Raw genomic sequence first — 26,015 nt, 5'->3', positions numbered from 1 at the left:
CGGTCTACTTCATGGCGAGCAGCAGGGTGTCCGAGGGCGAGCACCACACCGGCCTGGCCTCGCCGAATCCCTTCTCGCGCAGCACGCGCGCGTGCCACCGCACCGACGGCATGTCACCGTCGGCGTGGGCGCCGTAGATCGCGTGGCGCCGGGCCGCCGGTCCGGCGAGGGCCGGGTCCTGGGCGGCGAGCTGCCACCACTCGGTCCAGCCGATGACGCCGGATTGTCTGGCCTGTTCCATGCGGACGTGGCGCTGCGCGCGCTCGGCGGCGTTGATCCGGGGCGTCGTCTCGTCGATCATGTGGTCCGCGTTCATGAACACCCCGCCGTCGCGGACGAGTCCGGCCAGGCGGCCGTAGAGCTCCGCGAGAGGTTCCCGGTGCAGCCAGTGCAGGGCCGTCGCGGTCAGGACGGCGTCGTAGGAGTCGTGCGGCAGCCGCGTCGGCCAGTCGGGGTCCTTGAGGTCGGCGGTGACCAGGGTGACCCGGTCGTCGCCGGCGAAGGTGCCCTCGGCGATGGCGAGGAGCGCCGGGTCGAGGTCGACGCCCGTGCTGGTGGCGTCCGGGAACCGGGCGAGCAGCCGGGCGGTGATGCTGCCGGTGCCGCAGGCGAGGTCCAGGACGCGCGGGGCGGTGCCCACGACGGCCTCCACCATGTCGAGCATGATCCGGAACCGCTCCTCGCGGTCGGGCATGTACCACTCCTGCTGCCGGTCCCAGCTCTCCTGCCAGGCCTGCCAGTCGGTGGCGGCGGTACGGGTGTCCGCGTCCGTCATCGAGCCCCTCCCTCGTAATACCCTGGATGCACCGTCAGCTGTTACCAGTACACGATCACGACCCTAGAGCCCCTCCGTAAGGACTACAAGTGGAACTGGCCTATTACTCGGACTACGCCGTGCGCCTCGTCAACACCGAGGAGCCGGCCCGGGGCAAGGACAACCTGACGTCGGTCGAGGCCGTCCGTGATCTGTTCGGCGGCCAGCAGTCGGCGGCCCGCCGCGCCACCGACGCGGACGTCACGCGCTTCCGCTCGGTCCGGGGCCGGCTGCGCGCGGTCTTCGAGGCGGCCGACTCCGGCGACGAGAGGCTCGCCGTCGACCTGCTGAACTCGCTGCTGCTGGAGTTCCCGGTGAGCCCGCAGATCTCCGGGCACGACGTCCGCGACGACGACGGCCGCCCCCTGTGGCACATGCACCTGGCGGACCACCCGTCGAACGCCACCGCCGGCTACGCGGCGATCGCGGCGATGGGGCTGGCGTTCCATCTGACCGAGTACGGCGTGGACCGTCTCGGCCTGTGCGAGGCCGCGCCCTGCCGCAACGCCTACCTCGACACCTCCACCAACCGCTCGCGGCGCTACTGCTCCGACCGCTGCGCCACCCGCGCCAACGTGGCGGCCTACCGCGCCCGCAAGCGCCTGGAGGCCACCCGGCCCGACGTGCCCGACAGCACGGGCCTGGCCGCCGACAGCGCCCAGCCCAGCAGCGCCCAGGGCGACCGCCGGTCCGGCCTGCGCGGCCGGTAGCGGAACCGGACCCTCCCCAGCACCAGTTCGTCGGGCACGACCCCGTAGTCGGTGCTGTCGCCACCGGCGTACGCGTTGTCCCCGAGCACCCACCAGCCGCCCTCGCGGCGCTGGGCGATCCGCTTGACGACCAGCAGGTCCTGCTGGAAGGGGTGGCGCAGCACGACCACGTCCCCGGGCCTGACCCGGGCCCCGTAATGCACCAGGAGCCGGTCCCCGTGGTACAGCGTGGGCACCATGGACGGCCCGGTGACCTCGGCCACCCCGAAGGGCGGGGCGGGCCTCCCCCGCTCGGACTCCTGCGACAGCTCCGGCATCACCCGGCACCTCCCCGGTTCTTCGTCCACCAGTCTCAGTCTCACCCCGGACTTTTGTCCTAAGCCCAAGGGGGCACCCGCCAAAAGCCGTCCCTCACGGAGTAATGTCCCCTGTGAGAAGACGATCACGAGGAAGGAATGCTCCATGCTTTCCCGCCTGTTTGCCCCCAAGGTCAAGGTCAGTGCGCACTGCGACCTTCCCTGCGGTGTGTACGACCCCGCCCAGGCCCGCATCGAGGCGGAGTCGGTGAAGGCCGTGCAGGAGAAGATGGCCGCCAACGACGACCCGCACTTCCAGGCGCGCGCCACCGTCATCAAGGAGCAGCGTGCCGAGCTCGCCAAGCACCACGTCTCGGTGCTGTGGAGCGACTACTTCAAGCCCCCGCACTTCGAGAAGTACCCGGAGCTGCACCAGCTGGTCAACGACACCCTGAAGGCCCTCTCGGCCGCCAAGGCGTCGACCGACCCGGCCACCGGCCAGAAGGCGCTGGACTACATCGCCCAGATCGACAAGATCTTCTGGGAGACCAAGAAGGCCTGACCGCCTTCGTGCGGTGAAGGGGCCCGGCCGAGAACCGGCCGGGCCCCTTCGCCGTGTGCCCATCTGTCGGTCAGGCGGCGGTGCCGACCTTCGACGGCTCGGCGCGGATGCCGGCCTCGCGTGCGTCGTTGACGTTCCGCGCGTGCACCGGGTTGCGCCGGGAGACAAGCACGATGCCCGCCGCGAGGGCCGCGCCGACCAGGGCGACGACGGCCGTTCCGGTGTCCCCGCCGGCCTGCACGACCGCCGCGGCCAGACCCCCGATCAGGGCGGCGGCGGGCAGGGTGACCGTCCAGGCGACCGCCATCCGGCCCGCGACGCCCCAGCGGACCTCCGCGAGCCTGCGGCCGAGCCCGGCGCCGAGGATGCTGCCCGTTGCCACCTGGGTGGTGGACAGGGCGAAGCCGAGGTGGGCGGAGGCCAGGATGACGGTCGTGGAAGCGGTCTCGGCCGCGAAGCCCTGCGGCGACTGGATCTCGGTGAGCCCCTTGCCCATGGTGCGGATGATCCGCCAGCCACCGAGGTAGGTGCCCAGCCCGATGGCGAGGCCGGCGGAGGCGACGACCCACAGCGGAGGCCCGGCGTCGTGCCGGAGCGCCCCGGCCGAGATCAGGGTGAGGGTGATGACGCCCATGGGCTTCTGCGCGTCGTTGGTGCCGTGGGCGAGGGAGACCAGCGAGGCGGAGGCGATCTGGCCGATGCGGAAGCCCTTGGTGACGGAGTCCTCGTGGGCGCGGTCGGTGAGCCGGTAGGCGAGGTGGGTGGCGATCAGCGCTGCGACACCGGCCACGACCGGGGAGGCCACGGCCGGCATCAGCACCTTCTCGACGACCTTGTCGGCGTTGACGCCGTGACTGCCCGCCCCGACCCACACGGCCCCGATCAGCCCGCCGAACAGGGCGTGCGAGGAGCTCGACGGCAGACCGACGAGCCAGGTCAGCAGATTCCACAGGATCGCGCCGACGAGTCCCGCGAAGATCATGCCCGGCGAGACGAGGGTGTCGTCCACGATGCCGTCCGAGACGGTCCGGGCGACCTCCGTGGACAGGAAGGCACCGACGACGTTGAGGACACCGCTGATCAGGACCGCCGTACGGGGAGCGAGCGCGCCGGTGGCGATGGACGTGGCCATCGCGTTCGCCGTGTCGTGGAATCCGTTGGTGAAGTCGAAGGCGAGTGCCGTGACGATGACGACTGCCACGAGGAACGTGATGTGGTCCATTCCTGAATGCAAACAAGCGCGGGCCGAGGGAGGGGGTCGGTGCGGCGGCGGCCGGTCCAGGTTCACGCGGGTGGCGGGGGCGCACGCCCTCTACGATCGCGCCCATGACGATCAGCTGGACGTACGCCTTCATCGACCGCCCGCGTGAGGCCTTCGGCGCCGCCTGCGACTTCTGGACGGCGGTCACGGACACCCGGCTGTCCGAACTGCGCGGAGACCACGACGAGTTCGTCACCCTGCTGCCCGACGGTGCCGACGCGTGCGTGAAGGTGCAGGCGGTCGGGCCGGATGCCGGCGGCGCGCACCTCGACTTCTGTGTGGACGACGTACCGGAGTTCGCCGCCTCGGCGGTGCGGCTCGGGGCGAGCGTGGTGGCCGACCTCGGTTCGCTCGTCGTGCTGCGCTCGCCCGCCGGGCAGTTGTTCTGCGCCGATCCGTGGCGCGGGCAGTCGTCACGCCCGGGCGTGGTGCGGGGCAGCCGGCTCGACCAGGTGTGCGTGGACGTCGCGGCCTCGGCCTTCGACGCCGAAGTCGCCTTCTGGGGCGCGCTGCTCGCCGACTGGGAGTCGCTGCCGGGCTCCCTCCCCGAGTTCCACGTGGTCAAGCCGCCGCCCGGCCTTCCCGTCCGTCTGCTCCTGCAACGCCTCGGCGAGGAACGCCCGGCCTCCGCCCACCTCGACCTCGCCTGCGCGGACATCGCGACGACCCAGGCCCGGCACGAGGAACTCGGAGCCGCCTTCGTGTCCGGCTTCTCCGGCTGGACCGTCATGCGCGACCCGGCGGGCGGCACGTACTGCCTGACGTCCCGGGACCCGGAGACGGGTTCGGTGCGCGGCTGACGGCCCATGCTGGGCTGAGGGCGGCCGGGGTGGGGCGGAAGGTCGGGCGTCTCGCCGGGCTCGGCGTTCTGCCAGACGTACGGGCCCCGCGGCTCCACCGAGTCCCGCATCCACAGCGTCAGCCCGCCCGCGACGGCCACGGCCAGCACCCACCCGATCACCACCAGGCGCCACACCCTGCCGCGCCGCTTCCCCGTTCCACCCATGCCGCACACTCTGGACCGGACACGGCCTAGTCGTTCAACCGGGCCGCCCTGGACCGCAGATAGCGCTGCTCGGGCAGGCTGAGGGTCCGGTCGGCCGCCGACTCGTAGGCGGCCCGCGCGGCTTCGGGCTCGCCCGCGCGCTCCAGGAGGTGCCCTCGTACGGCGTCCGGGCGGTGGTCTCGCAACTCGTCGGTCAGGGCGTCCACTTCGGACAGCCCCGCGTGCGGGCCGTGGACCATGGCGACGGCGACCGCGCGATTGAGGCGTTCGACCGGGCCGGGAACCAGCCCCACCAGGACGTCGTACAGGCCCAGGATCTCGGCCCAGTCCGTCGCCTCGGGAGTGGGCGCCTCGTCGTGGACGGCGGCGATCGCGGCCCGCAGCTGGTAGGGCCCGGGCCGGCCGCGCGACAGAGCCCGGGTGACCAGTGCGACGCCCTCCTCGATCGCGGCCCTGTCCCAGCGGGCCCGGTCCTGCTCGTCGAGGGGGACGAGCTCGCCGTCCGGTCCGGTGCGCGCATCGCGCCGGGCGTCGGTGAGCAGCATCAGCGCGAGCAGTCCGGTCACCTCGCCGTCGTCGGGCAGCAGCCGGTGGACCGTGCGGGTCAGCCACAGCGCCTCACCCGCGAGGTCACGGCGCTGGAGCGCGGCACCGGAGGTGGCCGTGTAGCCCTCGTTGAAGATCAGGTAGAGGGTCTGCAGGACGGACGGCAGCCGCTGCTCCCAGCGCTCCGGGCGGCCGAACCGCACGCCCCGCACCTTCTGCTTGGCCCGGTTGATGCGCTGCGCCATGGTCGCCTCCGGGACCAGATACGCCCGGGCGATCTCCGCCGTGGTGAGACCGCCGACGGCCCGCAGGGTGAGCGCGACCTGCGCCGGCGGTGCCAGGTCCGGATGGCAGCAGAGGAACAGCAGCGACAGGGCGTCGTCCTCGCGGGGCGCCCGCTCCTGCGGCGCCGGTGCCGTGAAGGCGTCGCGGGGCGTGAGCGCCGCCGCCCGCTCCTCGCGCTGCCGCCGGGCCTCGGCGCTGCGCAGGGCGTCGGTGAGCCGCCGGGAGGCGACCTTGATCAGCCAGCCACGCGGGTTGCCGGGCACGCCGGCCGAGGGCCACCGCACGGCTGCCGCGAGCAGCGCCTCCTGGACAGCGTCCTCGGCCGCGTCGAAGTGCCCGTACCGCCTGACCAGCGCGCCGAGGACCTGCGGCGCGTGCCGGCGCAGCAGGTCCTCGATCTCGGGTGTGGTCCTCACCAGCGTGTCCGTCGGTGCCGTCCCGTGCGTCAGATGTCCCCGGAGCCGTCCATGATCGGCCGGATCACGACCGGGTGGTCGGGGGCGCCGGCCGGCTGGGGGCAGCGGGCGACCCGCTCGGCGATCTCCGTGACCCGCTCCAGGCTCTCGCATTCCAGGACCCAGTAGCCGGCCAGCAGCTCCTTCGTCTCGCCGTACGGCCCGTCGGTGATCACTGCCTTGCCGTCGCCACCGAGGGTGACGTGCCGGGTCTGGGCCGGCTCGGCCAGGCCCTGGCCGTCGACGAACTCTCCCGTCTCGGCCAGGTCGTCGTTGATGGCGCCCATGTAGGCGAACATGGTCCGGATCTCCTCCTGGCTCCAGGCCGGGGAGGTCGCCGAGGCCTTGCCGCGCATGGCGTCGTAGTCCGCCTGAGTGCCCTGCACCATGACCAGGTACTTCATCGGTCCGCTCCTTCGGCTCTCACCACCCTGGCGGGTGGCTCTTCACCAGGGACGTCGGAGCCGGGCCGCGCATCTCGACACGGACTCAGGAGTTTTTCGCGACGGTCTCTTCGGGGGACGTGTCCCCCGGGGCCGTCTCGGGTGGTCTCGAGGCGGGTTCGGCGGGGGTGCCGGAGGCGTCCGTGTCGGCGCCCTCTACGTCGTAGGCCCCGCATTCGGGGTTGCGGCACGGGCCCGCCACCCAGCGCGGGACCCAGGTGCCCAGCGTCTTGTGACGCCGGACGACCGTTTCCACCGGCTGTCCACAGCTGGGACAGACGTGTTCTTGGCTGCCCATGTCCTCAGGGTAGGCCGGTCGGGAGCTCAGCGCTTCCCGCCGTGTTTGTCCTGCGACGAGAGGGACCTAGGGACATGAGGAACCTAGGCGGGCCGCTGCGGCCGGGGCTCGCGCCACATGGGCCACATCCGCGGGCCGTCCGGCAGGACGAGGACCGGGCCGGCGGGCTCGAAGCCGAGGCGCTCGTACAGCTTGCGGCTGCGGTCGCTGCTGGCCTCCAGGTAGGCGGGCAGACCCTCGCGGTCGCAGCGGTCGAGGACGTCCTCGATGAGCGCGGTGCCGAGCCCCTCCCCCTGGCGACCCGGGGCGACGCCGATCATCCACAGGTACTCGTGGGCCCGCCCCGCGGGATGGACGGCGGCCGTCAGCCGACCGATCATCTCGATGCGTTCGTTGTCCGGGTCGACGGCCTGGCGCACCTGGGCCGGGCCTTCGTCCTCCGCGTCACCGTCGTGGTCCTCGTCCGCGGGTATGGAGAGCCACAACGCGCAGGCCGAGCCGTCCTCGGTGACGTCGACACGGCCGGCCGCGAGCACGATGTCGGTGAAGGCGGCCATGAGACCGGGGTGCTTGGCTCGGCGGTCGCGCGCGTCGGGAAAGACCCAGCCGCTGACGGGGTCGTCCTGGAACGCCTGGTCCAGCAGCCGGACGATCAGCTCCCTGTCCTCCGCGCCCGCAGTCCGGATGGCCACACCCATGCCCCGCCCCTTCGTTCGCCCCGACGGGCGTGATCGTAGGGCGGCCGGGCCGCGCGGAGGGATACGCGCGGGATCTTGGCGGGATTCGATCGAACGGTTGCTCAAATCCGACCCACGCGACGTACGGGGAGGGGGCGGGCCCCGCACACCGTGGGGCAGTGCGGGACCCGCCGGCCGGAGGCCGGGGGCGTGCGGGGTCAGGAGCCGCACGCCCCCCGGCCTGCCGGGGCTCTGCCCTTCGGTCGCCCGAAGGTCGTCACAGGTACTGCACGTGCTGCCGTCGACCACCGGTCACCGAGAGCGGGCACGGGTCGTCAACCGGTGCGCCTGGTCACGAACTCGGCGAGTGCCAGCAGGCCGCCCGCCGCCTCCGGGTCCGGCACCGCGCGGGCCAGCTGCTGCATCGCCCGGGCCATCCGGTCGGCCGCCTGGCCCTGTGCCCAGTCCCGGCCGCCCGCCCGCTCCACGGTCAGGGCGAGGTGGCCGAGGTCTTCCTTCTCGGCGGGCCGGGCGTACAGCTCGGCGAGTTCGGCCGCCGCCGGTGTGCCGGAGGCGAAGGCCGCGACCACCGGCAAGGACTTCTTGCGGGCTGCGAGGTCGGCCCTGACGGGCTTGCCGGTGCGGTCCGGGTCGCCCCATATGCCGATGACGTCGTCGATGAGCTGGAAGGCGAGCCCGGCCTCCCGGCCGAACGCGTCCAGCGCCCCGACTTCCTCGTCCGAGGCGCCGGCGTACAGCCCGCCGATCGCGCAGGCACTCCCGATCAGGGCGCCCGTCTTGGCCTCCGCCATGGCGAGCACCTCGTCGAGCGTGACGTCGGCCGGGTCGCACCGCTCCATCGCCGTGTCCGCGTGCTGTCCCGCGCACAGTTCGACCACGCAGTCCGCGAGCCGGGCTGCGGCGGCCCGGGCCGCCGGATGCGGGTCCTGTGCCAGCAGCCGCAGGGCGAGCGCCTGAAGGGTGTCCCCTGCGAGGATGGCGTCGGCGTCGCCGAACACCGTCCACGCGGTGGGCCGGTGACGGCGAGTGGTGTCGCGGTCCATCACGTCGTCGTGCAGCAGCGTGAAGTTGTGCACCAGCTCCACCGCCGCGGCGGCCCGAGTCGCCCCCGCCCGCGCCTCGGGCCCGCCGAGGGCAGCCGCCGCGGCCAGCACGAGCGCGGGCCGGATCGCCTTGCCCGAGCTCCCGTCCCCCGGGGTGCCGTCGGTCTGCTCCCAGCCGAAGTGGTACTGCGCGATCCGGCGCATCGACGCGGGCAGCGAGCCGAGCGCGGCCCGCAGCACCGGGTCGACCTCCGCTCGGGCCCGCTCCAGCAGCATGAACGCCTCATGCCCTTCGGCCCGTCCCGGTCCGCCGTCCCGCGGTGTCCCGATGACCCCCGGTCCTCCCGCGGCCCCGGCGGCCCGCCGGGACTCGGCGTCGCGCTGCCGCCCGGGGGCGGGCAGCGTCGTCTCCCCCCTGGACTCCGTGAGGGACTCACCCATGGGACCGCCTCGGAGAATGAGCGGACGGTGGCGCTTCCGCTGCCGCTGGGCTCGCACTCCCGGGATGTACCCGCCTTGCCGGGCGGGAACACGGCCGGCGCACCGGGATCGTCACCGCCAGCGGCCGATCTCGACGTTCTCCAGGACGCCGAGCGCGTCCGGTACCAGCACCGCCGCCGAATAGTAGGCCGTGACCAGGTACTTGATGATGGCCTGTTCATTGATGCCCATGAAGCGCACCGACAGGCTCGGCTCGATCTCGTCCGGGATGCCGGAGGCGCGAAGGCCGATGACACCCTGGTCGGCCTCACCGGTACGCAGGGCGATGATCGACGTCGTACGGGCGTCCGACACCGGGATCTTGTTGCACGGGAAGATCGGCACGCCGCGCCAGGTGGGAATGCGGTTGCCCGCCATGTCGATGGTCTCGGGGACCAGCCCGCGCTTGTTGAGCTCACGGCCGAACGCGGAGATGGCGCGGGGGTGCGCCAGCAGCATCTTGGTGCCGCGGCGCCTGCTGAGCAGCTCGTCCAGGTCGTCCGGGCTGGGCACGCCGTCGTGCGGCTGGAGCCTTTGGTCGTACTCGCAGTTGTGCAGGAGCCCGAAGTCGCGGTTGTTGATGAGCTCGTGCTCCTGGCGCTCCTTCAGCGCCTCGACCGTCAGCCGGATCTGCTGCTCGGTCTGGTTCATGGGCTGGTTGTAGAGGTCGGCCACACGCGTGTGGATGCGCAGGACGGTCTGGGCGACGCTCAGTTCGTACTCGCGGGGCCGGGCGTCGTAGTCGACGAAGGTGTGCGGGATGTCCGGCTCGCCGGAGTGGCCCGAGGAGAGGTCGATCTCCTTCTCGCCGTACTTGTTGGAACGCTGCGAGGGGATCGCGCGGCGCTGCTGAAGGTGCTCGCGCAGGGTGTCCGAGCGCTCGGTGATCTGCGCGAAGTCCTGGCGGGACAGCACGAGCACGGTGCACGCGGTGAGCGCGCGGACCGTGTACTCCCAGATCGCGTCGTCGTCGAGCAGCGCGTCGTCGCCGAAGTAGGCGCCGTCGGCGAGGATGCCGAGGGACTCGTCGTCCCCGTACGGGCCCGCGCCGACCTTCTCCACCCGGCCGTGCGCCAGGAGGTAGACCTCGTCGGACGCGCTGCCGAACGAGGCGATCACCTCGCCCGCCGGGATCTCCCGCTGCTCGCAGCGGCGGGCGATCTCGAAGAGCACCTCCTCGTCCTCGTAGGACCGCAGCGCCGGCAGCTCACCGAGCTCGGCGGGGATGATCTCGACGCGGTCGCCGGTCTTCACGAACGTGAGCCGGCCGTCGCCCACGGCGTACGTCAGCCGCCGGTTCACCCGGTACGTACCACCCTGGATGTCGACCCACGGCAGCATCCGCAGCAGCCAGCGGGAGCTGATCTCCTGCATCTGTGGCACGGACTTGGTCGTGGTGGCCAGGTTCCGCGCGGCCGCCGTGCCGAGACTCTGCTGCGGCTTGGTCTGCTCCGTGCGGACCTCTTCGCCTACCGACATAGAGAACTGCCCTCCCGGTTGTGACCGACGCCCATATGCCTCGGGCATCGATGTGCACGGGCAAGCCTTCCTCACTCAGCGTCGCGGTGCTATTACCCGAAAGAGCGGGAATGGATCTTCGCTCGGCTGGGCAGAGGGGCCCCTTCCGGGGTTCGAAAGCGTCGTTCGGCGGCTTCGGCGCGGCTGGCGACAACCCGTCGGAACCTGTCGCCAATGCCTCTGGGGGGCCGGCGGGTCCGGGCCTAGCGTGATGAGCCGCTCCCCCGACTCCTCGCAGAAACGGCCCCGTCCATGCAGTACATCGCGCCGATCGGCGTCGGCGTCCTCTACGCCCTGTTGATGTCCCTGGTACGTGAACCGCACCGGCGGCGCCTGAACGCGCTCATGGTCGGCGGTGCCGGAGCCGCCTATCTCAGCGGCGGCGGTCTCGGCGGCTGGGAGTTCGCCTTCACGGCGCTCCTCACGTACATCGCCTTCCGCGGCCTGGAGTCCTGGACGTGGATCGGCGTCGGCTGGCTGCTGCACACGGCGTGGGACGTCGTCCACCACATCAAGGGCAACCCGATCATCCCGTTCGCCCACACCTCCTCGATGGGCTGCGCGATCTGTGACCCGGTCATCGCGGTGTGGTGCCTGCGGGGCGGGCCGTCGCTCATCGCGTGGGCGCGGAACCGGCGGTGGCCCGGGCAGCGGCAGTCCGGCGCGACGTCGGACGTCGACAGCGGCTCCGAGACGGCCGGCCCGGACCGGGCCGCCACGCCCGCCTCTGCCACGCCCGGGTGACAATGGCCCGATGACCAGCCCCGACTCTCCCGGCCTCGACGCGCTCCGGCCCCGGCTTCCCTCGCCGGTGCAGGAGATCGTCGACGGCCGTTTCGAGCGCCGGGGCGTGCGGCTGCTGCTGAAGCGGGACGATCTCATCCACCCCGAGCTGATCGGCAACAAGTGGCGCAAGCTGGCACCGAACCTCGCGGCCGCTGACGGCCGCGCCATCGCCACCTTCGGCGGCGCCTGGTCGAACCACCTGCGCGCCACCGCCGCGGCCGGCCGGCTGCTCGGGATCGCCACGGTCGGTGTCGTACGCGGCGACGAGCTCGCGGACCGGCCCCTCAACGCGTCACTGGCCCGCTGTGCGGCCGACGGCATGCGGCTGCACTTCGTCGACCGCTCGACGTACCGCCGCAAGTCCGAACCGCACACCCTGACCGCGATCCTGCGTGCGGCGGGCGCCGAGGACGCGTACGTCGTCCCGGAGGGCGGCAGCAACGCCGAAGCCGTACGCGGCTGCCAGGAGCTCGGCGCCGAGCTGCGCGGCCGGGCCGACGTCGTCGCCGTGGCCTGTGGGACGGGCGGCACTCTGGCAGGGCTGGCGGCGGGCCTCGCTCCTGAGCAGCGCGCGTTGGGCGTGCCGGTCCTCAAGGGCGGCTTTCTGGCCGCCGAGACCGAGACCCTGCAACGGCGGGCCTTCGGCGGCCGACGGGGCACCTGGAGCCTGGACGACCGCTTCCATTTCGGCGGCTACGCGCGCGTGCCCGCCGAGCTGGAGGCCTTCGCCGCGGACTTCGAGGACCGGCACGGCCTGCCGGTGGAGCGCCTGTACGTCGCCAAGCTGCTGTACGGGCTCGTCACCCTGGCCGGCGAAGGCGCCTTCGCGCGCGGGACGGCCGTCGCGGCGGTGGTCACCGGGCGGCCCTTCTCCTAGGCGCCTTCCGTGAGGTGCCCACCTGACCCCACGTTCCCGAGGCCTCGCCCCGCCGTCACGCCGCCTCCCGGAAGGCCGCGGCCTCCTCCAGGTCCAGCCTGCGCAGCAGGGTGCGCAGCATCTCGTCGTCGATGTAGCGGCCGTCGCGGAGTCGTACGAACACCTCGCGTTCGGCACTGATCATCTCCCTCGACAGCCGCCGGTAGGTGTCGTCGACGGACTCCCCGGTGACCGGGTTGGCCTGCCCGAGCCGTTCCCAGACGGCGTTGCGGCGGCGTTCCAGAACGATGCGCAGACGGTCGGCGAGCGGGGCGGGCAGGGCGTTGCGCTCGTCGGCGAGGAGTTCGTCCAGGCGCCGTTCGGCGGCCCGGGAGGCCTGGGCCTGGGCGTTGGCCTCGGCCAGCGTCTCCGACTGCGCGTCCCGCCCGGGGAACTTCAGCAGCCGGATCAGCGGGGGCAGGGTCAGGCCCTGCACGACCAGGGTCCCGATGACCGTGGTGAAGGTCAGGAAGAGGATGAGGTTGCGCTGCGGGAACGGTTCCTCGCCGTCGTGCAGGGTGAGCGGGATCGAGAAGGCGATGGCCAGCGAGACCACGCCCCGCATTCCGGCCCACGCGATGACGAACGGCCCCTTCCAGGTCGGGCTGTCCTCCCGCTCCCGCACCCGGGCCGACAGCAGCCGCGGCAGGAAGGTCGCCGGATACACCCAGACGAACCGGGCCGCGACGACGACCAGGAAGACGGCGACCGCGTACCAGGCGGCCTGGACACCCTCGAACTCCCCGAGGCCCTTGAGGACCACCGGCAGCTGGAGCCCGATCAGCGCGAACACCGCCGACTCCAGGACGAAGGCGACCATCTTCCAGACCGCCTCCTCCTGGAGTCGCGTGGCGAAGTCGACCTCCCACGCGCGGTGCCCCAGGTAGAGCGCCACGACCACGACGGCGAGCACCCCGGAGGCGTGCACCTGCTCGGCGACGGCGTACGCGACGAACGGGATCAGCAGGGACAGCGTGTTCTGGAGCAGCACTTCCTTCACGTGCGTGCGCAGCCAGTGGATCGGCGCCATCAGCAGCAGCCCCACCACGACTCCGCCGACCGCCGCGAGCAGGAACTCCCCGATGCCCTCGGCCCAGGTCGCGCCCTCGCCGACGGCGGCGGCCAGGGCCACCCGGTAGGCGGTGATCGCGGTCGCGTCGTTCAGCAGGGACTCGCCCTGGAGAATCGTGGTGATCCGCGAGGGCAGCCCGACCCGGCGGGCCACCGCCGTCGCCGCGACCGCGTCCGGGGGCGCCACCACAGCGCCGAAGACCAGGGCCGCGGTCAGCGGCAGGTCCGGCACGATCAGGTACAGGGCCCAGCCGACGGCGAACGTCGCGAACAGCACGTATCCGACGGACAGCATCGCGACCGGCCGCATCTGCGCCCGCAGGTCGAGGTAGGAGCTGTCGGTGGCGGCCGTGTGCAGCAGCGGGGGCAGGATGAGCGGCAGGACGATGTGGGGGTCGAGGGTGTACTCGGGCACTCCGGGGACGTAGCTGACCACGAGTCCCACGGCCACCAGCAGCAGCGGGGCCGGCACCGGGGTGCGCCGCGCGGCCGCGGCGATCGCCGCACTGCCCGCCACGAGCAGCAGCAGTGGCATCACATCCATCGTTCTCGCCCACCCTCGTTTTCGACGCGGTCTTCCGCCCGACCGTCGTAACCTGGCAATCATGAAACAGTGCACGCACGCCGACGCGCTGCCGCACCCCGAGCCCGGCCCGCTCAGCGAGACCTGTCCGGAGTGCCTGGCGGAGGGCCTGGACCCGGTGCAGCTTCGGCTGTGCCTCAGCTGCGGTCACGTCGGCTGCTGCGACTCCTCGCCGGGACGGCACGCGGCGGAGCATCATAAGGAGTCGGGCCATCCCGTCATGCGGACCCACGAGCCCGGGGAGACCTGGCGCTGGTGCTTCGTCGACCATGTCCTGGTGTGACGCCACGAGGCCCCGGCGCCGGACGGTTCGACCGCCTGACGTCTGGGTACGTCAACCCGGCGCGCGCTCTTCCCATTTGGGCCCGCCCAACCCCTAGACACGGAGCGTATCCACAGGTTTACTGTGAGTGACGACAAGGGGTTGGGGTCCCGGGGACAGGACCGTCGAGAGCGCGATAGCGTCACCGCTGAACCACGTATCGCGTTGTTCCGAGGGGCGACCCTCGGCCCTGAAACGCTTGTACCACCATGGAGGTGAGGGTGTCCCAGATCGCAGGCGAGCCCGCGACCCAGGACTTCGTCGAAGTCCGGCTGCCGGCCGCGGGTGCCTACCTGTCGGTGCTGCGTACGGCCACGGCCGGTCTCGCGGCCCGTTTGGACTTCACCCTCGACGAGATCGAGGATTTGCGCATCGCGGTGGACGAGGCCTGCGCGATCCTGCTGCAGCAGGCCGTGCCCGGCTCGGTGCTCAGCTGTGTCTTCCGCCTCGTCGACGACTCACTCGAGGTCACCGTCTCGGCACCGACCACGGATGGTCACGCCCCCTCGCGGGACACCTTCGCCTGGACCGTCCTGTCCGCTCTCGCGGGCAAGGTCTCCTCTGCCGTGGACAAGGACAAAACCGTTTCGATCAGCCTCTACAAACAGCGCGGCGCGGGACCCGGGCCGGCGTGAGGAGCGAGGACGGGCCGGTGCGGGACGAAGAGCGCAGCACACGAGAGCTGCCGGCCGAGGGCACGGGCACGAGTGGTCCGAGCGGTGCCCGGCGCATGGCGGACGGCATCGACGGCATTCCCGAGCAGGCCCGCCCCCACCCTGAGGACGACTCCGCGGGGGCCGTCCTCCCGGGCGGCGGGCGGGACCGGGACGGTGCCGTACGGAGCGCGCCTCCGGGCGGGGAGATCACCGCATCCCCGGCCCAGGGGGGTTCCCCCACTCACGCGCAGTCGAGTGTGGCGGAGGAGGCGAGGGCTCGGGGAAGGGCGACGGGCGGGACGATGAGCGAGCACGAGCGACACTCCGAGGACGAGGCGCCGCGCGCCCACCGCGCGCAAAGTGCCCACCACGGCTCCCCGGACCGCAGCGGGGCGCGCGAGATGTTCCTCAAGCTGCGCACCCTGAGCAGTGGCAGCCCGGAGTACGCGGAGCTGCGCAACCAGCTGGTCCGGATGCATCTGCCGCTCGTGGAGCATCTGGCGCGCCGCTTCCGCAACCGCGGCGAGCCGCTGGACGACCTCACCCAGGTCGCCACGATCGGCCTGATCAAGTCGGTGGACCGTTTCGACCCGGACCGCGGCGTGGAGTTCTCCACGTACGCCACCCCCACGGTCGTCGGTGAGATCAAGCGGCACTTCCGTGACAAGGGCTGGGCGGTGCGCGTCCCGCGCCGGCTGCAGGAGCTGCGCCTGGCGCTCACCACGGCCACCGCGGAGCTCTCCCAGCTGCACGGCCGCTCCCCCACCGTCCACGAGCTCGCCGAGAAGCTGGCGATCTCGGAGGAGGAGGTCCTGGAGGGCCTGGAGTCCGCCAACGCGTACTCCACGCTGTCCCTGGACGTCCCCGACACCGACGACGAGTCCCCGGCGGTCGCCGACACCCTCGGCGCCGAGGACGAGGCGCTGGAGGGCGTGGAGTACCGCGAGTCCCTCAAGCCGCTGCTGGAGGATCTCCCGCCGCGTGAGAAGCGGATCCTGCTGCTGCGCTTCTTCGGGAACATGACCCAGTCGCAGATCGCGCAGGAGGTCGGCATCTCGCAGATGCACGTCTCCCGGCTGCTGGCCCGCACCCTGGCCCAGCTGCGGGAGAAGCTCCTCGTCGAGGAGTGACGGCTACTTCTCCGGGTCGCCGGAGTTGCCGGGCCCGCGGATCCCGAGGGCCCGGGTCGTCTCCGGGTTCACCAGCAGCACGAGCGAGGCGACGGCAGCGACCGCGAGGGCGATCCCGCCCGGAATGGCCATGCTGTCGGCCTGCAGCAGGTTGTAGGCCACCGGCAGCGCCATGAGCTGGGTGATCACGGCAGGGCCGCGGCTCCAGCTGCGCAGGGCGAGCAGTCCGCGGGCCGCGAGCAGCGGCAGCAGGGCGAGCACGATCAGCGTGATCCCTCCGGTCACGGCCTGCTGCCGGTCGTCCGGGTGCCCCGTGAGGCCGAGGACCAGGATCCAGACGCCGCCGACGACCAGCGCGAGGCCCTCCAGTGCCGCCAGCAGCGCGGCGTACGTCAGACGCCGGGGGCGGGGGCCGGTGGTTTCCTCGGTGACGGGGATCTGCTCGCTGCTCACCCCTGAAGGGTAGCCCCCGGCGCGCACGCCCCCTGGGGGGCGCTTCACCCCCGCTCTCTTACCGGATCCCTACCTCGGTATGGGCCAGGTACCACCCAGTAGGTACGCTGCCAGTCATGCGTGCACTTCTCGTGGTCAATCCGGCGGCTACCACCACAAGTGCGCGCACACGCGACGTACTGATCCATGCGCTCGCCAGCGAGATGAAGCTGGAGGCGGTCACCACCGAGTACCGCGGCCATGCGCGCGACCTGGGGCGGCACGCGGCCGAGAGCGACGACATCGACCTGGTGGTGGCCCTCGGCGGCGACGGCACGGTCAACGAAGTGGTCAACGGCCTTCTGCACGCCGGCCCCGCCCCGGGGCATCTGCCCGGCCTCGCCGTGGTCCCCGGCGGCTCCACGAATGTCTTCGCCCGCGCCCTGGGCCTGCCCAACGACGCCGTGGAAGCCACCGGCGCCCTGCTGGACGCCCTGCGCGACGGCAGCGAACGGACCGTCGGCCTGGGTCTGACCTCGGGCACGCCGGGCACGGAGGACGAGGCGGTCCCCTCCCGCTGGTTCACCTTCAACGCGGGCCTCGGTTTCGACGCCGGTGTGGTGGGTCGTGTGGAGCAGCATCGCGAACGGGGCAGGAAATCCACACACGCTCTTTACGTGCGCCAGGTGGTGCGGCAACTGCTGGGTGAGCCGAACCGCCGGCACGGGACGATCACACTGGAGCGGGCCGGCGAGGACCCGGTCACCGATCTGGTGCTGTCCATAGTCTCGAACACCTCCCCGTGGACGTTTCTGGGTAATCGCCCGATCTATGCGGCGCCTAAAGCCTCGTTCGATACCGGCCTTGATCTCTTCGGTCTCAGCCGCCTCTCCACCGCGGCGGTTGCCCGGTATGGCACCCAGTTGCTCACTTCGTCCCCCGAGCGTGGACCCCATGGCAAGCACGCCACCTCTCTGCACGACTTGACGGAGTTCACCTTGCATTCGAAGGTCCCGCTCCCCCTCCAGATGGACGGTGACCACCTCGGGCTCCGGACAAGCGTGACGTTCACAGGCGTACGCCGTGCACTGCGTGTGATTGTGTGAGCAGAACTGGCTAAAGTCCTTTCACTCGAACGTTTAGGCCAGGGTCCACCCCATGGAAGTACGGCTGTGACCTAGTAGACACCGAAGAATCAAAAAAAACTTTCCAGAAGGGGTTGTATCCGCCGCTGAGGTTTGCGAGTCTCTACGTGGCGATCGAGACGGCCCGCAACACCGGCCTCCACTGATCACCAGAACCCCTCTTCAACTCACAGGACCTTCGCCGGGGAACCTGGCAGTCGGCCCTTCACTTGTTGAGGGATTCGTGAAAGCGTTCACATTCACAAGCAAGCCCTGCACGTAATACCAAGGAGAGGTAGCAGCCATGGACTGGCGTCACAACGCCGTTTGCCGCGAGGAAGACCCCGAGCTCTTCTTCCCCATCGGCAACACCGGTCCTGCGCTGCTGCAGATCGAGGAAGCCAAGGCCGTCTGCCGTCGCTGCCCGGTGATCGAGCAGTGTCTGCAGTGGGCGCTCGAGTCCGGTCAGGACTCCGGCGTCTGGGGTGGTCTCAGCGAGGACGAGCGCCGTGCCATGAAGCGCCGCGCCGCCCGCAACCGGGCCCGTCAGGCCTCCGCCTGACAACCCACCCCTGCTGACAGCCTGAGCTTGGCGGCGCGTACAGCGCGTACGCATCTCCCGCCCCCGAGCCGCAGCGCGCAGTTCCCCCGATGCGCTTAGTTAAGCAGCAACGAGCTTTAGCCCCGGGCCACTTGGTGGCCCGGGGCTCAATGCTTTCCCGGCCCCGTCACCAGGGCCCGGGCTTTGCGCTACTTCTGTGACCGCACCGGAATGTCCAGGATCACGCGGGTGCCGCGCTCCGGAGCCGGGACCATGTCGAAGGTGCCGCCCAACTCGCCCTCCACCAGGGTCCGCACGATCTGGAGACCGAGATTGCCGGCGGTGTGCGGATCGAAGCCCTCCGGCAGGCCGACCCCGTCGTCCTGGACCGTGACCAGAAGCCGGGCCTCCTTGGTCGTGCCGCCGCGGACCGCAGAGACCTCGACCGTGCCGGTGTCGCCCTCGCGGAATCCGTGCTCCAGCGCGTTCTGCAACACCTCGGTCAGCACCATCGACAGCGGTGTGGCGACCTCGGCGTCCAGGATGCCGAAGCGCCCGGTGCGCCGGCCGGCGACCTTGCCCGGCGAGATCTCCGCGACCATGGCCAGCACCCGGTCGGCGATGTCGTCGAACTCCACCCGCTCGTCCAGGTTCTGGGAGAGCGTCTCGTGCACGATCGCAATCGATCCGACGCGCCGCACCGCCTCTTCGAGGGCCTCGCGGCCTCGGTCGGACTCGATGCGCCGGGCCTGGAGACGGAGCAGCGCCGCCACCGTCTGGAGGTTGTTCTTGACGCGGTGGTGGATCTCCCGGATCGTCGCGTCCTTGGTGATCAACTCGCGCTCGCGGCGACGCAGTTCGGTGACGTCCCGGAGCAGGACGAGGGAACCGATGCGGGTGCCCTTCGGCTTGAGGGGGATCGCGCGGAACTGGATGACCCCGTCGCTGGCCTCGATCTCGAACTCGCGCGGGGCCCAGCCGCTGGCGACCTTGGCGAGCGCCTCGTCCACCGGGCCCCGGGTCGGGGCGAGTTCCGCGGTTGTCCTGCCCAGGTGCTGGCCGACGAGGTCGGAGGCGAGGCCGAGCCGGTGGTAGGCGGACAGGGCGTTCGGGGAGGCGTACTGGACGATGGCGTCGGCGTCGAGCCGGATCAGGCCGTCGCCCACACGGGGCGAGGCGTCCATGTCGAGTTGCTGATTGGCGAACGGGAAGGAACCGGCCGCGATCATCTGCGCGAGGTCGGAAGCGCTCTGCAGATAGGTGAGCTCCAGGCGGCTCGGGGTGCGCACGGTGAGGAGGTTGGTGTTGCGGGCGATGACACCGAGGACGCGGCCCTCCCGCCGCACGGGGATCGACTCGACCCGGACGGGCACCTCCTCCCGCCACTCGGGGTCGCCCTCGCGCACGATGCGGCCCTCGTCGAGGGCGGCGTCCAGCATCGGGCGGCGACCGCGCGGGACGAGGTGGCCCACCATGTCGTCCTGGTAGGACGTCGGGCCGGTGTTGGGGCGCATCTGGGCGACCGAGACGTACCGGGTGCCGTCGCTGGTGGGGACCCACAGCACCAGGTCGGCGAAGGAGAGGTCGGAGAGCAACTGCCACTCCGAGACCAGCAGGTGCAGCCACTCGAGATCGGTGTCGTCGAGGGCGGTGTGCTGGCGTACGAGTTCGTTCATGGAGGGCACGTGTGCGAGCGTACCCGGGGGTTCGTACGGCCCTGAAACACCCGCGGGCCGCGGCGCCTGGGAGGGACCCTCAACCCTCCCGGCACCGCAGCCCGGAGCAGCATCGGCCGTGGGGTGTGCGGTCCCGGTCGGCCGAAGGATGAGGAGCCGGGGCAGTCAGGGCAGAGAGCCTCGGTTCCTCGGTCCGCCTTCCTGTGCGGGGAAGACGGAGTCCGGTGCGCGTGGTTCACGCGCTCTCGTCACGCATTGTGGACTAGACCACTTGCGGGTGTCCATGCGTGGGAGGCTGTTCGTTGTTGTCGTTTCCGCGACACGTCGGACGCGCCGGCGTCCAGCAGGCAGCCTAACCCGTGTGGGTTCCTGTGCGGGGCCAGATGGACAGGGCAATTTCCGCGACGGCCTCCAGTTCCTCCCGGCTCGCCCCGTCGCGCGCCTGTTGTGACATGCCCTGGATCATCGCGCCGGTGTGCCGGGCCAGGGCGGCGGCGTCGGTGGCCGGCGGCAGTACGCCTGCGGCGACATCGGCCCTGATCCGGCTCTCGAACGCGGCGATGTTGGCGTTGCGGCGGTCCCGCAGCGACTGCTCCACCTCGGGGTTCGAGCAGTTCGCGGCGGCGTGGACGACGAGGCAGCCGTGCGGGTGGCCGGGTTCGGTGTAGGCGACGGCGGCCTCGCGCAGGATGCGTTCGACGGCGGCCCGGGCGGTGGGCTCCTCGGCCAGGGCACGGTCGGTGAAGGAGCCGTGCCGCGCGCCGTAGACGCTGACGACCTCCTCGAAGAGGGACCTCTTGTCGCCGAAGGCAGCGTAGAGACTGGGGGCGCCGATGTCCATGACGCGGGTGAGGTCGGAGACGGACGTGGCTTCGTAGCCGTGCTCCCAGAAGGCCAGGAGGGCCTTCTCCAGCGCGGACTCGCGATCGAAGGAGCGGGGGCGACCCCGGGGCTTGGCCTTGACCTTGACCTTTCCGTCACCGGCGGACCTCGCGCTCGCGGCGTCCGGCCCGTTCACGTCGGGCGCCTTCGCACTCGGCGTGTGGGACACCTTCGCGCCTGCGGCGTCGGCGCCCTTCGCGCTGTCGGCGGTTCCGTCGGATACCTCGTCCTTCACCATGGGGTGGATTTTATAGCGGGCGCTAGAGAAATGTCGGCGGACTGCTGTACGGTCATTTTTGTAGCGACCACTACGGAAATGAAGGGGGCGCCGGCATGGGCGTGCTCACAGGCAGGACGGCACTCGTCACCGGGGCGAGCAGGGGCATCGGGCGGGGTATCGCCGAGCGGCTGGGGCGTGACGGCGCGCGGGTCGCGGTGCACTACGGCCGGAACGAGACGGCGGCGAAGGAGACGGTCGCGGCGATCGAGAGCGCCGGCGGCTCGGCCTTCGCGGTGGGCGTGGAGCTGGGCGTACCGGGGGACGCCGAGGCCCTGTGGGCGGAGTTCGACCGGCACGCGGACGGGCTGGACATCCTGGTGAACAACGCGGCGATCGGGAACACGCGGCCGATCGGTCAGCTGGAGGAGCGTGAGTACGACGAGGTCTTCGCGGTGAACGTGAAGGCGCCGTTCTTCATCCTCAAGCACGGCATGACCCGCCTGCGGGACGGCGGCCGGGTCGTCAACATCTCGTCCGGACTGGCCCGGACCGCGGTGATGCCGGACAACATCGCGTACGCGATGACGAAGGGCGCGCTGGACGTCTTCTCGCGTGACATGTCCAAGGTGCTGGGGCCCCGGGGCATCACGGTGAACTCGGTGGCCCCCGGCATCATCGAAACGGACAACACGGCCGACCTGCTGCACGGCAGCCCCGACGGCTGGGCCAAGGCCGCCGCGATATCCGCACTGGGCGGGGTGGGCCGGCCCGCCGAGGTCGCCGACGTGGTCGCGTTCCTGGTCTCGGACGCGGGGCGCTGGACGACGGGGAGTTGGGTGGACGTGACGGGGGGTTCGCTCACCTGACCGCCCCTACGGCTGTGGCTCGGCAGGGCGGCCGCAACGGGCCAGCCGCCGACCCATCGGCCCCTCGGCACGTCGACCCATCGGCTCGTCGGCCCGTGGGCCCATCGGCTCGTCGGTCGGCCCATCGGCTCGTCGGTCGGCCCGTCGGTGACGCTCCGCGACTCCCCCGTTCTCAGCGGGTCTCCGTCACCTTCGCCAACGCCCGCGGAGCGTCCGGGTCCTGCCCCCGGGCGATCGTGACCTCGTAGGCCAGGAGCTGGAGGGGGATGATCTCCAGGACGGGCTGGACCTCCTCGGCCACGTCCTCCGTGGGCAGGACGAAGCCGGCCGACGCCTGCTCGACCTGGTCCCGGGGGCCGATGACGACGAGGTCGGCACCGCGGCCACGCAGCCGGTCCAGCACGGGCTGGAGCGCTTCGCCGCCCTTGCCGTCGGTGACCACGGCGATGACCGGGGAGACGTTGTCGACCATGGCGAGCGGTCCGTGCAGCAGGTCCGCGCCGGAGTAGGAGAGGGCGGGGATGTAGCTGGTCTCCATCAGCTTGAGGGCGGCCTCCTTGGCAGTGGGATAGCCGTAGCCGCGTGAGGTGATCACCATGCGCTCGGCGAAGCGGTAACGGGCGGCCAGGGAACGCACCTCGTCCTGCCGGGCGAGCAGTTGCTCGGCGAGCTCCGGCAACACCCGCGCGGGCGCGCCGTCGCCACCGCGCAGACCCTCGACGAAGAGATAGAGCGCCAGAAGGGAGGCGGTATACGTCTTGGTCGCGGGGAGAGCCTTCTCCGGTCCGGCCATGATGTCGATGTGGTACTCGGAGACGCCCGCGAGCGGGGAGTCCGGGTTGTTGGTGACGGCCAGGGTGATCGCGCCGGCCTCGCGTGCGGCCCGGGTCGAGGCGACCAGGTCCGGGGAGCCGCCGGACTGGCTGACGGTGACGACGAGGACGTCGGTGAGGTCGGGCCGGGCGCCGTAGGCCGTGGTGGTGGACATCGAGGTGAGTCCGCAGGGCAGGCCGAGCCGGATCTCAAGAAGGTACTTCGCGTACAGGGCGGCGTTGTCGGAGGTGCCGCGGGCCGTCAGCAGAACGAAGCGGGGCGCGCGGGCGGCGATCTGCCGGGCCACGTCCTGGATGACGGGGGCGCCTTCGGACAGGATCCGGCGCAGGACGGCGGGCTGTTCCGACATCTCCCGGGCCATGGTCCGGCCCGGGAGCTCGCTGAGGGGATCCGGTGTGGCGGCGGTCATGGCGGAGTTCCTTCCGGGGACGGAGCGGCTGCGGATCCCATTCCACTCCCCCGGGCCGGCGGGCGCCCGCCCGGGTCCTCGATTCACCGTCCTAACCCGTGCGTAGCGGCGCGGTTCACCCCCCTGCTGACCTGGCCGGCACGGCGGCGCCATCCGCCCGGAAGCGGCGGCGGTCACCCTGGGAGAGACGGCTCCGCTCTGTTAGATTGGTCTAAACCACCCGACCCTTTCCGGGTCCAGTCCCAGTTGAGCATTCCTTCCAGATCGGCAGGCCCAGCGTGGAAGTTGTCATCGTTCCGGACGCCAAGGCGGGCGGCGAGCTCATCGCGGAGGCCATGGCCCGGTTGCTGCGGCGCAAGCCCGGAGCCCTGCTCGGCGTGGCCACCGGCTCCACGCCGCTGCCCGTGTACGAGGCGCTGGCGGAGAAGGTGCGCTCCGGCGCTGTGGACGCGGGGCGGGCCCGGATCGCCCAGCTCGACGAGTACGTGGGACTGCCCGCCGATCACCCGGAGTCGTACCGCTCGGTGCTGCGGCGTGAGGTGCTGGAGCCGCTGGGGATCGGGATGGACCAGTTCATGGGCCCGGACGGCACGGCGGAGGACGTGCAGGGGGCGTGCGAGGCGTACGACCAGGCTCTGTCGGACGCCGGGGGTGTGGACCTTCAGCTGCTCGGGATCGGGACCGACGGGCACATAGGGTTCAACGAGCCGTGCTCGTCCCTGGCGTCGCGGACACGGATCAAGACGCTGACCGAGCAGACCCGGATCGACAACGCGCGCTTCTTCGACGGCGACATCGACCAGGTGCCGCATCACGTGATCACGCAGGGCATCGGCACCATCCTGGAGGCCCGGCACCTGGTGCTGCTCGCCACCGGCGAGGGCAAGGCGGACGCGGTCGCGGCGACGGTGGAGGGGCCGGTCGCGGCAGTGTGCCCGGCGTCCGCGCTCCAGCTCCACCCGCATGCGACCGTCGTCGTCGACGAGGCCGCCGCCTCGAAGCTGAAGCTGGCGGACTACTTCCGGCACACCTACGTCAACAAGCCGGACTGGCAGGGAATCTAGGGCTTCCCGGCGGGGCCGCACACTGCGGTCGCCGTCGCTCGGGCCACACCATCGCCGTCCGGGCTGGACACCCATCGGCGCCCGAGCTGGACACCCCCGCCGCCCCGGTCGGACGCCACCACCTGCCGGGTCGCCCCCCCTCGACCCGGTCGACCCCATCGCCTGCCGGGTCGGACGCCCCGTCGCCCGGGTCTGACGCCCTCGCCCCCCCGGTGGCTCGAGCCCAATGAGTCCTCGCGGCCGGAAGCCCTGGTGCCCAACAGCGCCTCGCGGCCGAAAGCCCTGGCGGCCGAACGAAGCCTCGCGGCCGGAAGCCCTGTTGGCCGGATGCTCCAGCGGCCGAAGGCCCTTCGGCCTCAACGGCCGGTGGCCTCCGCCCCCATCACATCGTCGGCCGGTTCGTCCTGGGCGTGCCAGCCGGCCACCCACAGGGGTGTCAGCCAGTGGGTGGCGAGGACGGCGATGAGCAGGGGCGCGGCATAGGCCTTCGGGGCGTCGCCGGCGATCCCGCCCGTGATCAGCAGGGTGGCCGCCGCCGCGACCAGCAGCAGTGTGGTCACGCGGTGGGCCCGGGCCAGGACGCGGTTGCGTTCCGCAGACTGGCGTTCGTCCAGCGCGCGCTCGCGCAGTTCCAGCAGACCTCGGGTGGCACCGTTGATCACGCCGGTCGCGACCATCCAGGGCAGGAGCAGCACCGCCATCACGGCCGCGGCCCACAGCGGCTCGCCCTCGGCGAGGCAGAAGTGGGTCATCAGCCCGCCGAGGGCCAGGCTGAGGGTGACGTGGGTGACGACGACCAGGCGGCGACGTGCCGCCGTGGCGTACCAGGTCGCCGCGCGGCGGTCGTTCATCAGCCGGAGCATGCTCCGGTCGTAGCGGGTCAGGCGTGTCGTCGTCATGGCTGGTTCCTCCCGTAGACCTCGTCCATGAGCGGCCGGAACGGTTCGAGGGAGAACAGGGCCTCGACCGGCAGGCCGAAGAACTTGGAGATCTTCAGCGCCAGGTCGAGGCTCGGGTTGTACTGCCCCCGCTCGATGTAGCCGATGGTCTGGTAGTGGGCTCCCACTGCCTCGGCCAGGCTCTGGCGCGACACCTTACGTTCGGCGCGCACCACGGCCAACCTGTTGTGCACCTGCTCGCTCATGTATAAGAAGTACTACATGTGGAGGCAGTCCTACAACTACGAGTGAGAAGGGAGGTGGGGAAGGGAGAGGCGGGTCAGTGGTGGTGGCCGTGCCGGCCGAGGGTCTCCACGGGGGTCGCACCGGGGCGGGTCCACTGCGGTACGGGGCGGCTGGTCGGGCCCCAGGTGGGGTTGCCGTGGGCGTCCGAACGCCAGGACCAGCAGGAGTCGCGCCCCTCGGGCCACCCCGTGGGGTTGTCCTCCCACGCCTCGCCGCGGCCGTAGGGCGTCATGTCGAGGAGGCCGAGGGAGCCGTTGACGCGTTCGTTGCCGCGGCCTGTCGTGCGGTAGGTGAGGAAGGTCCGGTCGCCGTCGCGCAGGAAGCAGGTCAGGTAGCCCATGGCGCCGCCGACCGGTGCGGCCACGTCGCGCACGGAGTACCAGGGCTGGGTGTAGCCCATGAAGTCGATGTAGGCGGCCACTTCGTCCCAGGGGCCCGTGGTCAGGACGGCGAAGGAGACGCCGCGGGCGTTGAGGTAGACGGCGTCCTGGAGGTGCCAGGCAGTGGTGGTGCAGCCCTCGCACTGCCCCTGGTGCGGTGCGCCGTCGTACCACATGTGCTGGTAGACCACGAGCTCGTCGCGTCCCTGGAAGAGGTCGAGGAAGGGGACCGGCCCGTCGGGGCCGACGACCTCGACCCTCCCGTCGATCTCCACCATGGGCAGCCGGCGGCGGGCCGCGGCGATGGCGTCGCCTTCGCGGGTGTGGGCCTTCTCGCGGCTCAGCAGTTCGTCACGGGCGGCCTGCCAGGTGGCGAGGTCCACCACCGGCGGGCGGCCGGGCAAAGCGGGGGCGGAGTCGTCCGGCGTGGTCGTCATGCTGTCCTCCGTGGAGTCCGTGCCGGGCGGCGCCTCGCGGCACCGCGGCGGGGGTCACCGGAGAAGACCGACGGCCGGACCGGAACT

General features: G+C 71.5%; 28 protein-coding genes and 1 pseudogene. 12 read left to right on the top strand and 17 right to left on the bottom strand.

Going from position 1 to position 26,015, the window contains the following annotated elements; all coding sequences use genetic code 11:
- Positions 1–4 precede the first annotated feature (4 nt).
- Positions 5–775 (bottom strand): class I SAM-dependent methyltransferase, encoded by a 771-nt coding sequence (locus AC0665_RS04035; RefSeq protein ID WP_478609956.1) that lies wholly within the window; start codon positions 773–775, stop codon positions 5–7.
- A gap of 89 nt (positions 776–864) precedes the next feature.
- Here AC0665_RS04035 and AC0665_RS04030 point away from each other — a divergent pair, with 89 nt between their 5' ends.
- Entirely contained in the window at positions 865–1,524 is a 660-nt protein-coding gene (locus AC0665_RS04030) for a CGNR zinc finger domain-containing protein (RefSeq protein WP_363117232.1), read from the top strand.
- A gap of 65 nt (positions 1,525–1,589) precedes the next feature.
- On the opposite strand, the pseudogene sodX reads toward AC0665_RS04030, so the two are convergent.
- Positions 1,590–1,763 (bottom strand): annotated as a pseudogene (gene sodX, locus AC0665_RS04025) (nickel-type superoxide dismutase maturation protease); the annotation flags it as partial.
- Positions 1,764–1,986: 223 nt separating this feature from the next.
- On the opposite strand from sodX, the gene sodN reads away from it, so the two are divergent.
- On the top strand, positions 1,987–2,382 hold the full coding sequence (gene sodN / locus AC0665_RS04020; protein ID WP_020136639.1) for a superoxide dismutase, Ni: 396 nt from the start codon (positions 1,987–1,989) through the stop codon (positions 2,380–2,382).
- Positions 2,383–2,452: 70 nt separating this feature from the next.
- Here sodN and AC0665_RS04015 read toward each other — a convergent pair whose 3' ends face one another.
- Complete coding sequence (locus tag AC0665_RS04015) at positions 2,453–3,604, bottom strand: inorganic phosphate transporter (RefSeq protein ID WP_478704371.1); 1,152 nt, start codon at positions 3,602–3,604, stop codon at positions 2,453–2,455.
- A 104-nt stretch (positions 3,605–3,708) separates the two neighbouring features.
- On the opposite strand from AC0665_RS04015, the gene AC0665_RS04010 reads away from it, so the two are divergent.
- Positions 3,709–4,443 (top strand): VOC family protein, encoded by a 735-nt coding sequence (locus AC0665_RS04010; RefSeq protein WP_478704370.1) that lies wholly within the window; start codon positions 3,709–3,711, stop codon positions 4,441–4,443.
- Positions 4,444–4,675: 232 nt separating this feature from the next.
- Here AC0665_RS04010 and AC0665_RS04005 read toward each other — a convergent pair whose 3' ends face one another.
- The 6 genes from AC0665_RS04005 to AC0665_RS03980 all read right to left on the bottom strand — a co-directional run bounded on the left by AC0665_RS04005 (position 4,676) and on the right by AC0665_RS03980 (position 10,376).
- Entirely contained in the window at positions 4,676–5,896 is a 1,221-nt protein-coding gene (locus AC0665_RS04005; protein ID WP_478704369.1) for an RNA polymerase sigma factor, read from the bottom strand.
- A 29-nt stretch (positions 5,897–5,925) separates the two neighbouring features.
- A complete protein-coding gene (locus tag AC0665_RS04000) occupies positions 5,926–6,339 on the bottom strand; it encodes a YciI family protein (protein ID WP_478704368.1) in 414 nt (137 codons plus the stop codon).
- Positions 6,340–6,424: 85 nt separating this feature from the next.
- Complete coding sequence (locus AC0665_RS03995) at positions 6,425–6,676, bottom strand: LITAF-like zinc ribbon domain-containing protein (RefSeq protein ID WP_478507195.1); 252 nt, start codon at positions 6,674–6,676, stop codon at positions 6,425–6,427.
- Positions 6,677–6,759: 83 nt separating this feature from the next.
- Positions 6,760–7,374 carry a GNAT family N-acetyltransferase gene (locus AC0665_RS03990; RefSeq protein WP_468638663.1) on the bottom strand — a complete coding sequence of 205 codons (615 nt, stop codon included), beginning with the start codon at positions 7,372–7,374 and terminating at the stop codon, positions 6,760–6,762.
- Positions 7,375–7,688: 314 nt separating this feature from the next.
- Complete coding sequence (locus AC0665_RS03985) at positions 7,689–8,858, bottom strand: family 2 encapsulin nanocompartment cargo protein polyprenyl transferase (protein ID WP_468638665.1); 1,170 nt, start codon at positions 8,856–8,858, stop codon at positions 7,689–7,691.
- Positions 8,859–8,969: 111 nt separating this feature from the next.
- A complete protein-coding gene (locus AC0665_RS03980; protein ID WP_478704367.1) occupies positions 8,970–10,376 on the bottom strand; it encodes a family 2B encapsulin nanocompartment shell protein in 1,407 nt (468 codons plus the stop codon).
- A gap of 291 nt (positions 10,377–10,667) precedes the next feature.
- On the opposite strand from AC0665_RS03980, the gene AC0665_RS03975 reads away from it, so the two are divergent.
- Positions 10,668–11,159, top strand: a complete 492-nt coding sequence (locus AC0665_RS03975; protein WP_478704366.1) for a DUF6010 family protein — start codon at positions 10,668–10,670, stop codon at positions 11,157–11,159.
- Between the two features lie 10 nt (positions 11,160–11,169).
- Complete coding sequence (locus AC0665_RS03970) at positions 11,170–12,078, top strand: 1-aminocyclopropane-1-carboxylate deaminase/D-cysteine desulfhydrase (protein WP_478704365.1); 909 nt, start codon at positions 11,170–11,172, stop codon at positions 12,076–12,078.
- A gap of 55 nt (positions 12,079–12,133) precedes the next feature.
- On the opposite strand, the gene AC0665_RS03965 is transcribed toward AC0665_RS03970, so the two are convergent.
- Complete coding sequence (locus tag AC0665_RS03965; RefSeq protein WP_468407471.1) at positions 12,134–13,732, bottom strand: Na+/H+ antiporter; 1,599 nt, start codon at positions 13,730–13,732, stop codon at positions 12,134–12,136.
- A gap of 61 nt (positions 13,733–13,793) precedes the next feature.
- Here AC0665_RS03965 and AC0665_RS03960 point away from each other — a divergent pair, with 61 nt between their 5' ends.
- From AC0665_RS03960 to AC0665_RS03950, 3 genes are all read left to right on the top strand, one after another.
- Positions 13,794–14,054: a UBP-type zinc finger domain-containing protein gene (locus AC0665_RS03960; protein WP_078615354.1), complete on the top strand. Its 261-nt coding sequence runs from the start codon at positions 13,794–13,796 to the stop codon at positions 14,052–14,054.
- 260 nt (positions 14,055–14,314) lie between these two features.
- Complete coding sequence (locus AC0665_RS03955; RefSeq protein WP_003992877.1) at positions 14,315–14,728, top strand: ATP-binding protein; 414 nt, start codon at positions 14,315–14,317, stop codon at positions 14,726–14,728.
- A 17-nt stretch (positions 14,729–14,745) separates the two neighbouring features.
- On the top strand, positions 14,746–15,879 hold the full coding sequence (locus AC0665_RS03950; protein WP_366052536.1) for an RNA polymerase sigma factor SigF: 1,134 nt from the start codon (positions 14,746–14,748) through the stop codon (positions 15,877–15,879).
- A 3-nt stretch (positions 15,880–15,882) separates the two neighbouring features.
- Here AC0665_RS03950 and AC0665_RS03945 read toward each other — a convergent pair whose 3' ends face one another.
- Positions 15,883–16,332: a hypothetical protein gene (locus AC0665_RS03945; RefSeq protein WP_468407466.1), complete on the bottom strand. Its 450-nt coding sequence runs from the start codon at positions 16,330–16,332 to the stop codon at positions 15,883–15,885.
- Between the two features lie 116 nt (positions 16,333–16,448).
- Between AC0665_RS03945 and AC0665_RS03940 the strand changes: the two genes are divergently transcribed.
- Complete coding sequence (locus tag AC0665_RS03940) at positions 16,449–17,417, top strand: diacylglycerol kinase family protein (protein WP_366052538.1); 969 nt, start codon at positions 16,449–16,451, stop codon at positions 17,415–17,417.
- Between the two features lie 322 nt (positions 17,418–17,739).
- Positions 17,740–17,997: a WhiB family transcriptional regulator gene (locus tag AC0665_RS03935; RefSeq protein WP_003992873.1), complete on the top strand. Its 258-nt coding sequence runs from the start codon at positions 17,740–17,742 to the stop codon at positions 17,995–17,997.
- A gap of 188 nt (positions 17,998–18,185) precedes the next feature.
- Here the strand turns inward: AC0665_RS03935 and AC0665_RS03930 are convergent, their stop codons facing one another.
- Both AC0665_RS03930 and AC0665_RS03925 read right to left on the bottom strand, forming a co-directional pair.
- Positions 18,186–19,652 (bottom strand): sensor histidine kinase, encoded by a 1,467-nt coding sequence (locus AC0665_RS03930; RefSeq protein ID WP_053672411.1) that lies wholly within the window; start codon positions 19,650–19,652, stop codon positions 18,186–18,188.
- A gap of 352 nt (positions 19,653–20,004) precedes the next feature.
- Positions 20,005–20,772, bottom strand: a complete 768-nt coding sequence (locus AC0665_RS03925; protein ID WP_478704364.1) for a TetR/AcrR family transcriptional regulator — start codon at positions 20,770–20,772, stop codon at positions 20,005–20,007.
- A gap of 95 nt (positions 20,773–20,867) precedes the next feature.
- Between AC0665_RS03925 and AC0665_RS03920 the strand changes: the two genes are divergently transcribed.
- Positions 20,868–21,620 (top strand): SDR family oxidoreductase, encoded by a 753-nt coding sequence (locus tag AC0665_RS03920; RefSeq protein WP_468407462.1) that lies wholly within the window; start codon positions 20,868–20,870, stop codon positions 21,618–21,620.
- A gap of 172 nt (positions 21,621–21,792) precedes the next feature.
- Here AC0665_RS03920 and AC0665_RS03915 read toward each other — a convergent pair whose 3' ends face one another.
- Positions 21,793–22,863 carry an SIS domain-containing protein gene (locus tag AC0665_RS03915; protein ID WP_478609930.1) on the bottom strand — a complete coding sequence of 357 codons (1,071 nt, stop codon included), beginning with the start codon at positions 22,861–22,863 and terminating at the stop codon, positions 21,793–21,795.
- A 278-nt stretch (positions 22,864–23,141) separates the two neighbouring features.
- On the opposite strand from AC0665_RS03915, the gene nagB reads away from it, so the two are divergent.
- Positions 23,142–23,927 carry a glucosamine-6-phosphate deaminase gene (nagB, locus tag AC0665_RS03910; protein WP_468407458.1) on the top strand — a complete coding sequence of 262 codons (786 nt, stop codon included), beginning with the start codon at positions 23,142–23,144 and terminating at the stop codon, positions 23,925–23,927.
- A gap of 356 nt (positions 23,928–24,283) precedes the next feature.
- Here nagB and AC0665_RS03905 read toward each other — a convergent pair whose 3' ends face one another.
- From AC0665_RS03905 to AC0665_RS03895, 3 genes are all read right to left on the bottom strand, one after another.
- On the bottom strand, positions 24,284–24,826 hold the full coding sequence (locus AC0665_RS03905; RefSeq protein WP_478609928.1) for a hypothetical protein: 543 nt from the start codon (positions 24,824–24,826) through the stop codon (positions 24,284–24,286).
- Positions 24,823–25,071, bottom strand: a complete 249-nt coding sequence (locus AC0665_RS03900; RefSeq protein WP_478704363.1) for a helix-turn-helix transcriptional regulator — start codon at positions 25,069–25,071, stop codon at positions 24,823–24,825. The genes AC0665_RS03905 and AC0665_RS03900 overlap by 4 nt, the downstream gene beginning before the upstream one ends.
- Positions 25,072–25,145: 74 nt before the next feature.
- Positions 25,146–25,928, bottom strand: coding sequence for a DUF899 domain-containing protein (locus AC0665_RS03895; RefSeq protein ID WP_478609924.1), 783 nt, complete (start codon positions 25,926–25,928; stop codon positions 25,146–25,148).
- Positions 25,929–26,015 lie beyond the last annotated feature (87 nt).

The sequence above is a fragment of the Streptomyces sp. NPDC043685 genome (genome assembly GCF_056436585.1).
The sequence above is the reverse complement of the archived record's forward strand: the minus strand, read 5'-3'. Positions and strand labels throughout refer to the sequence as shown.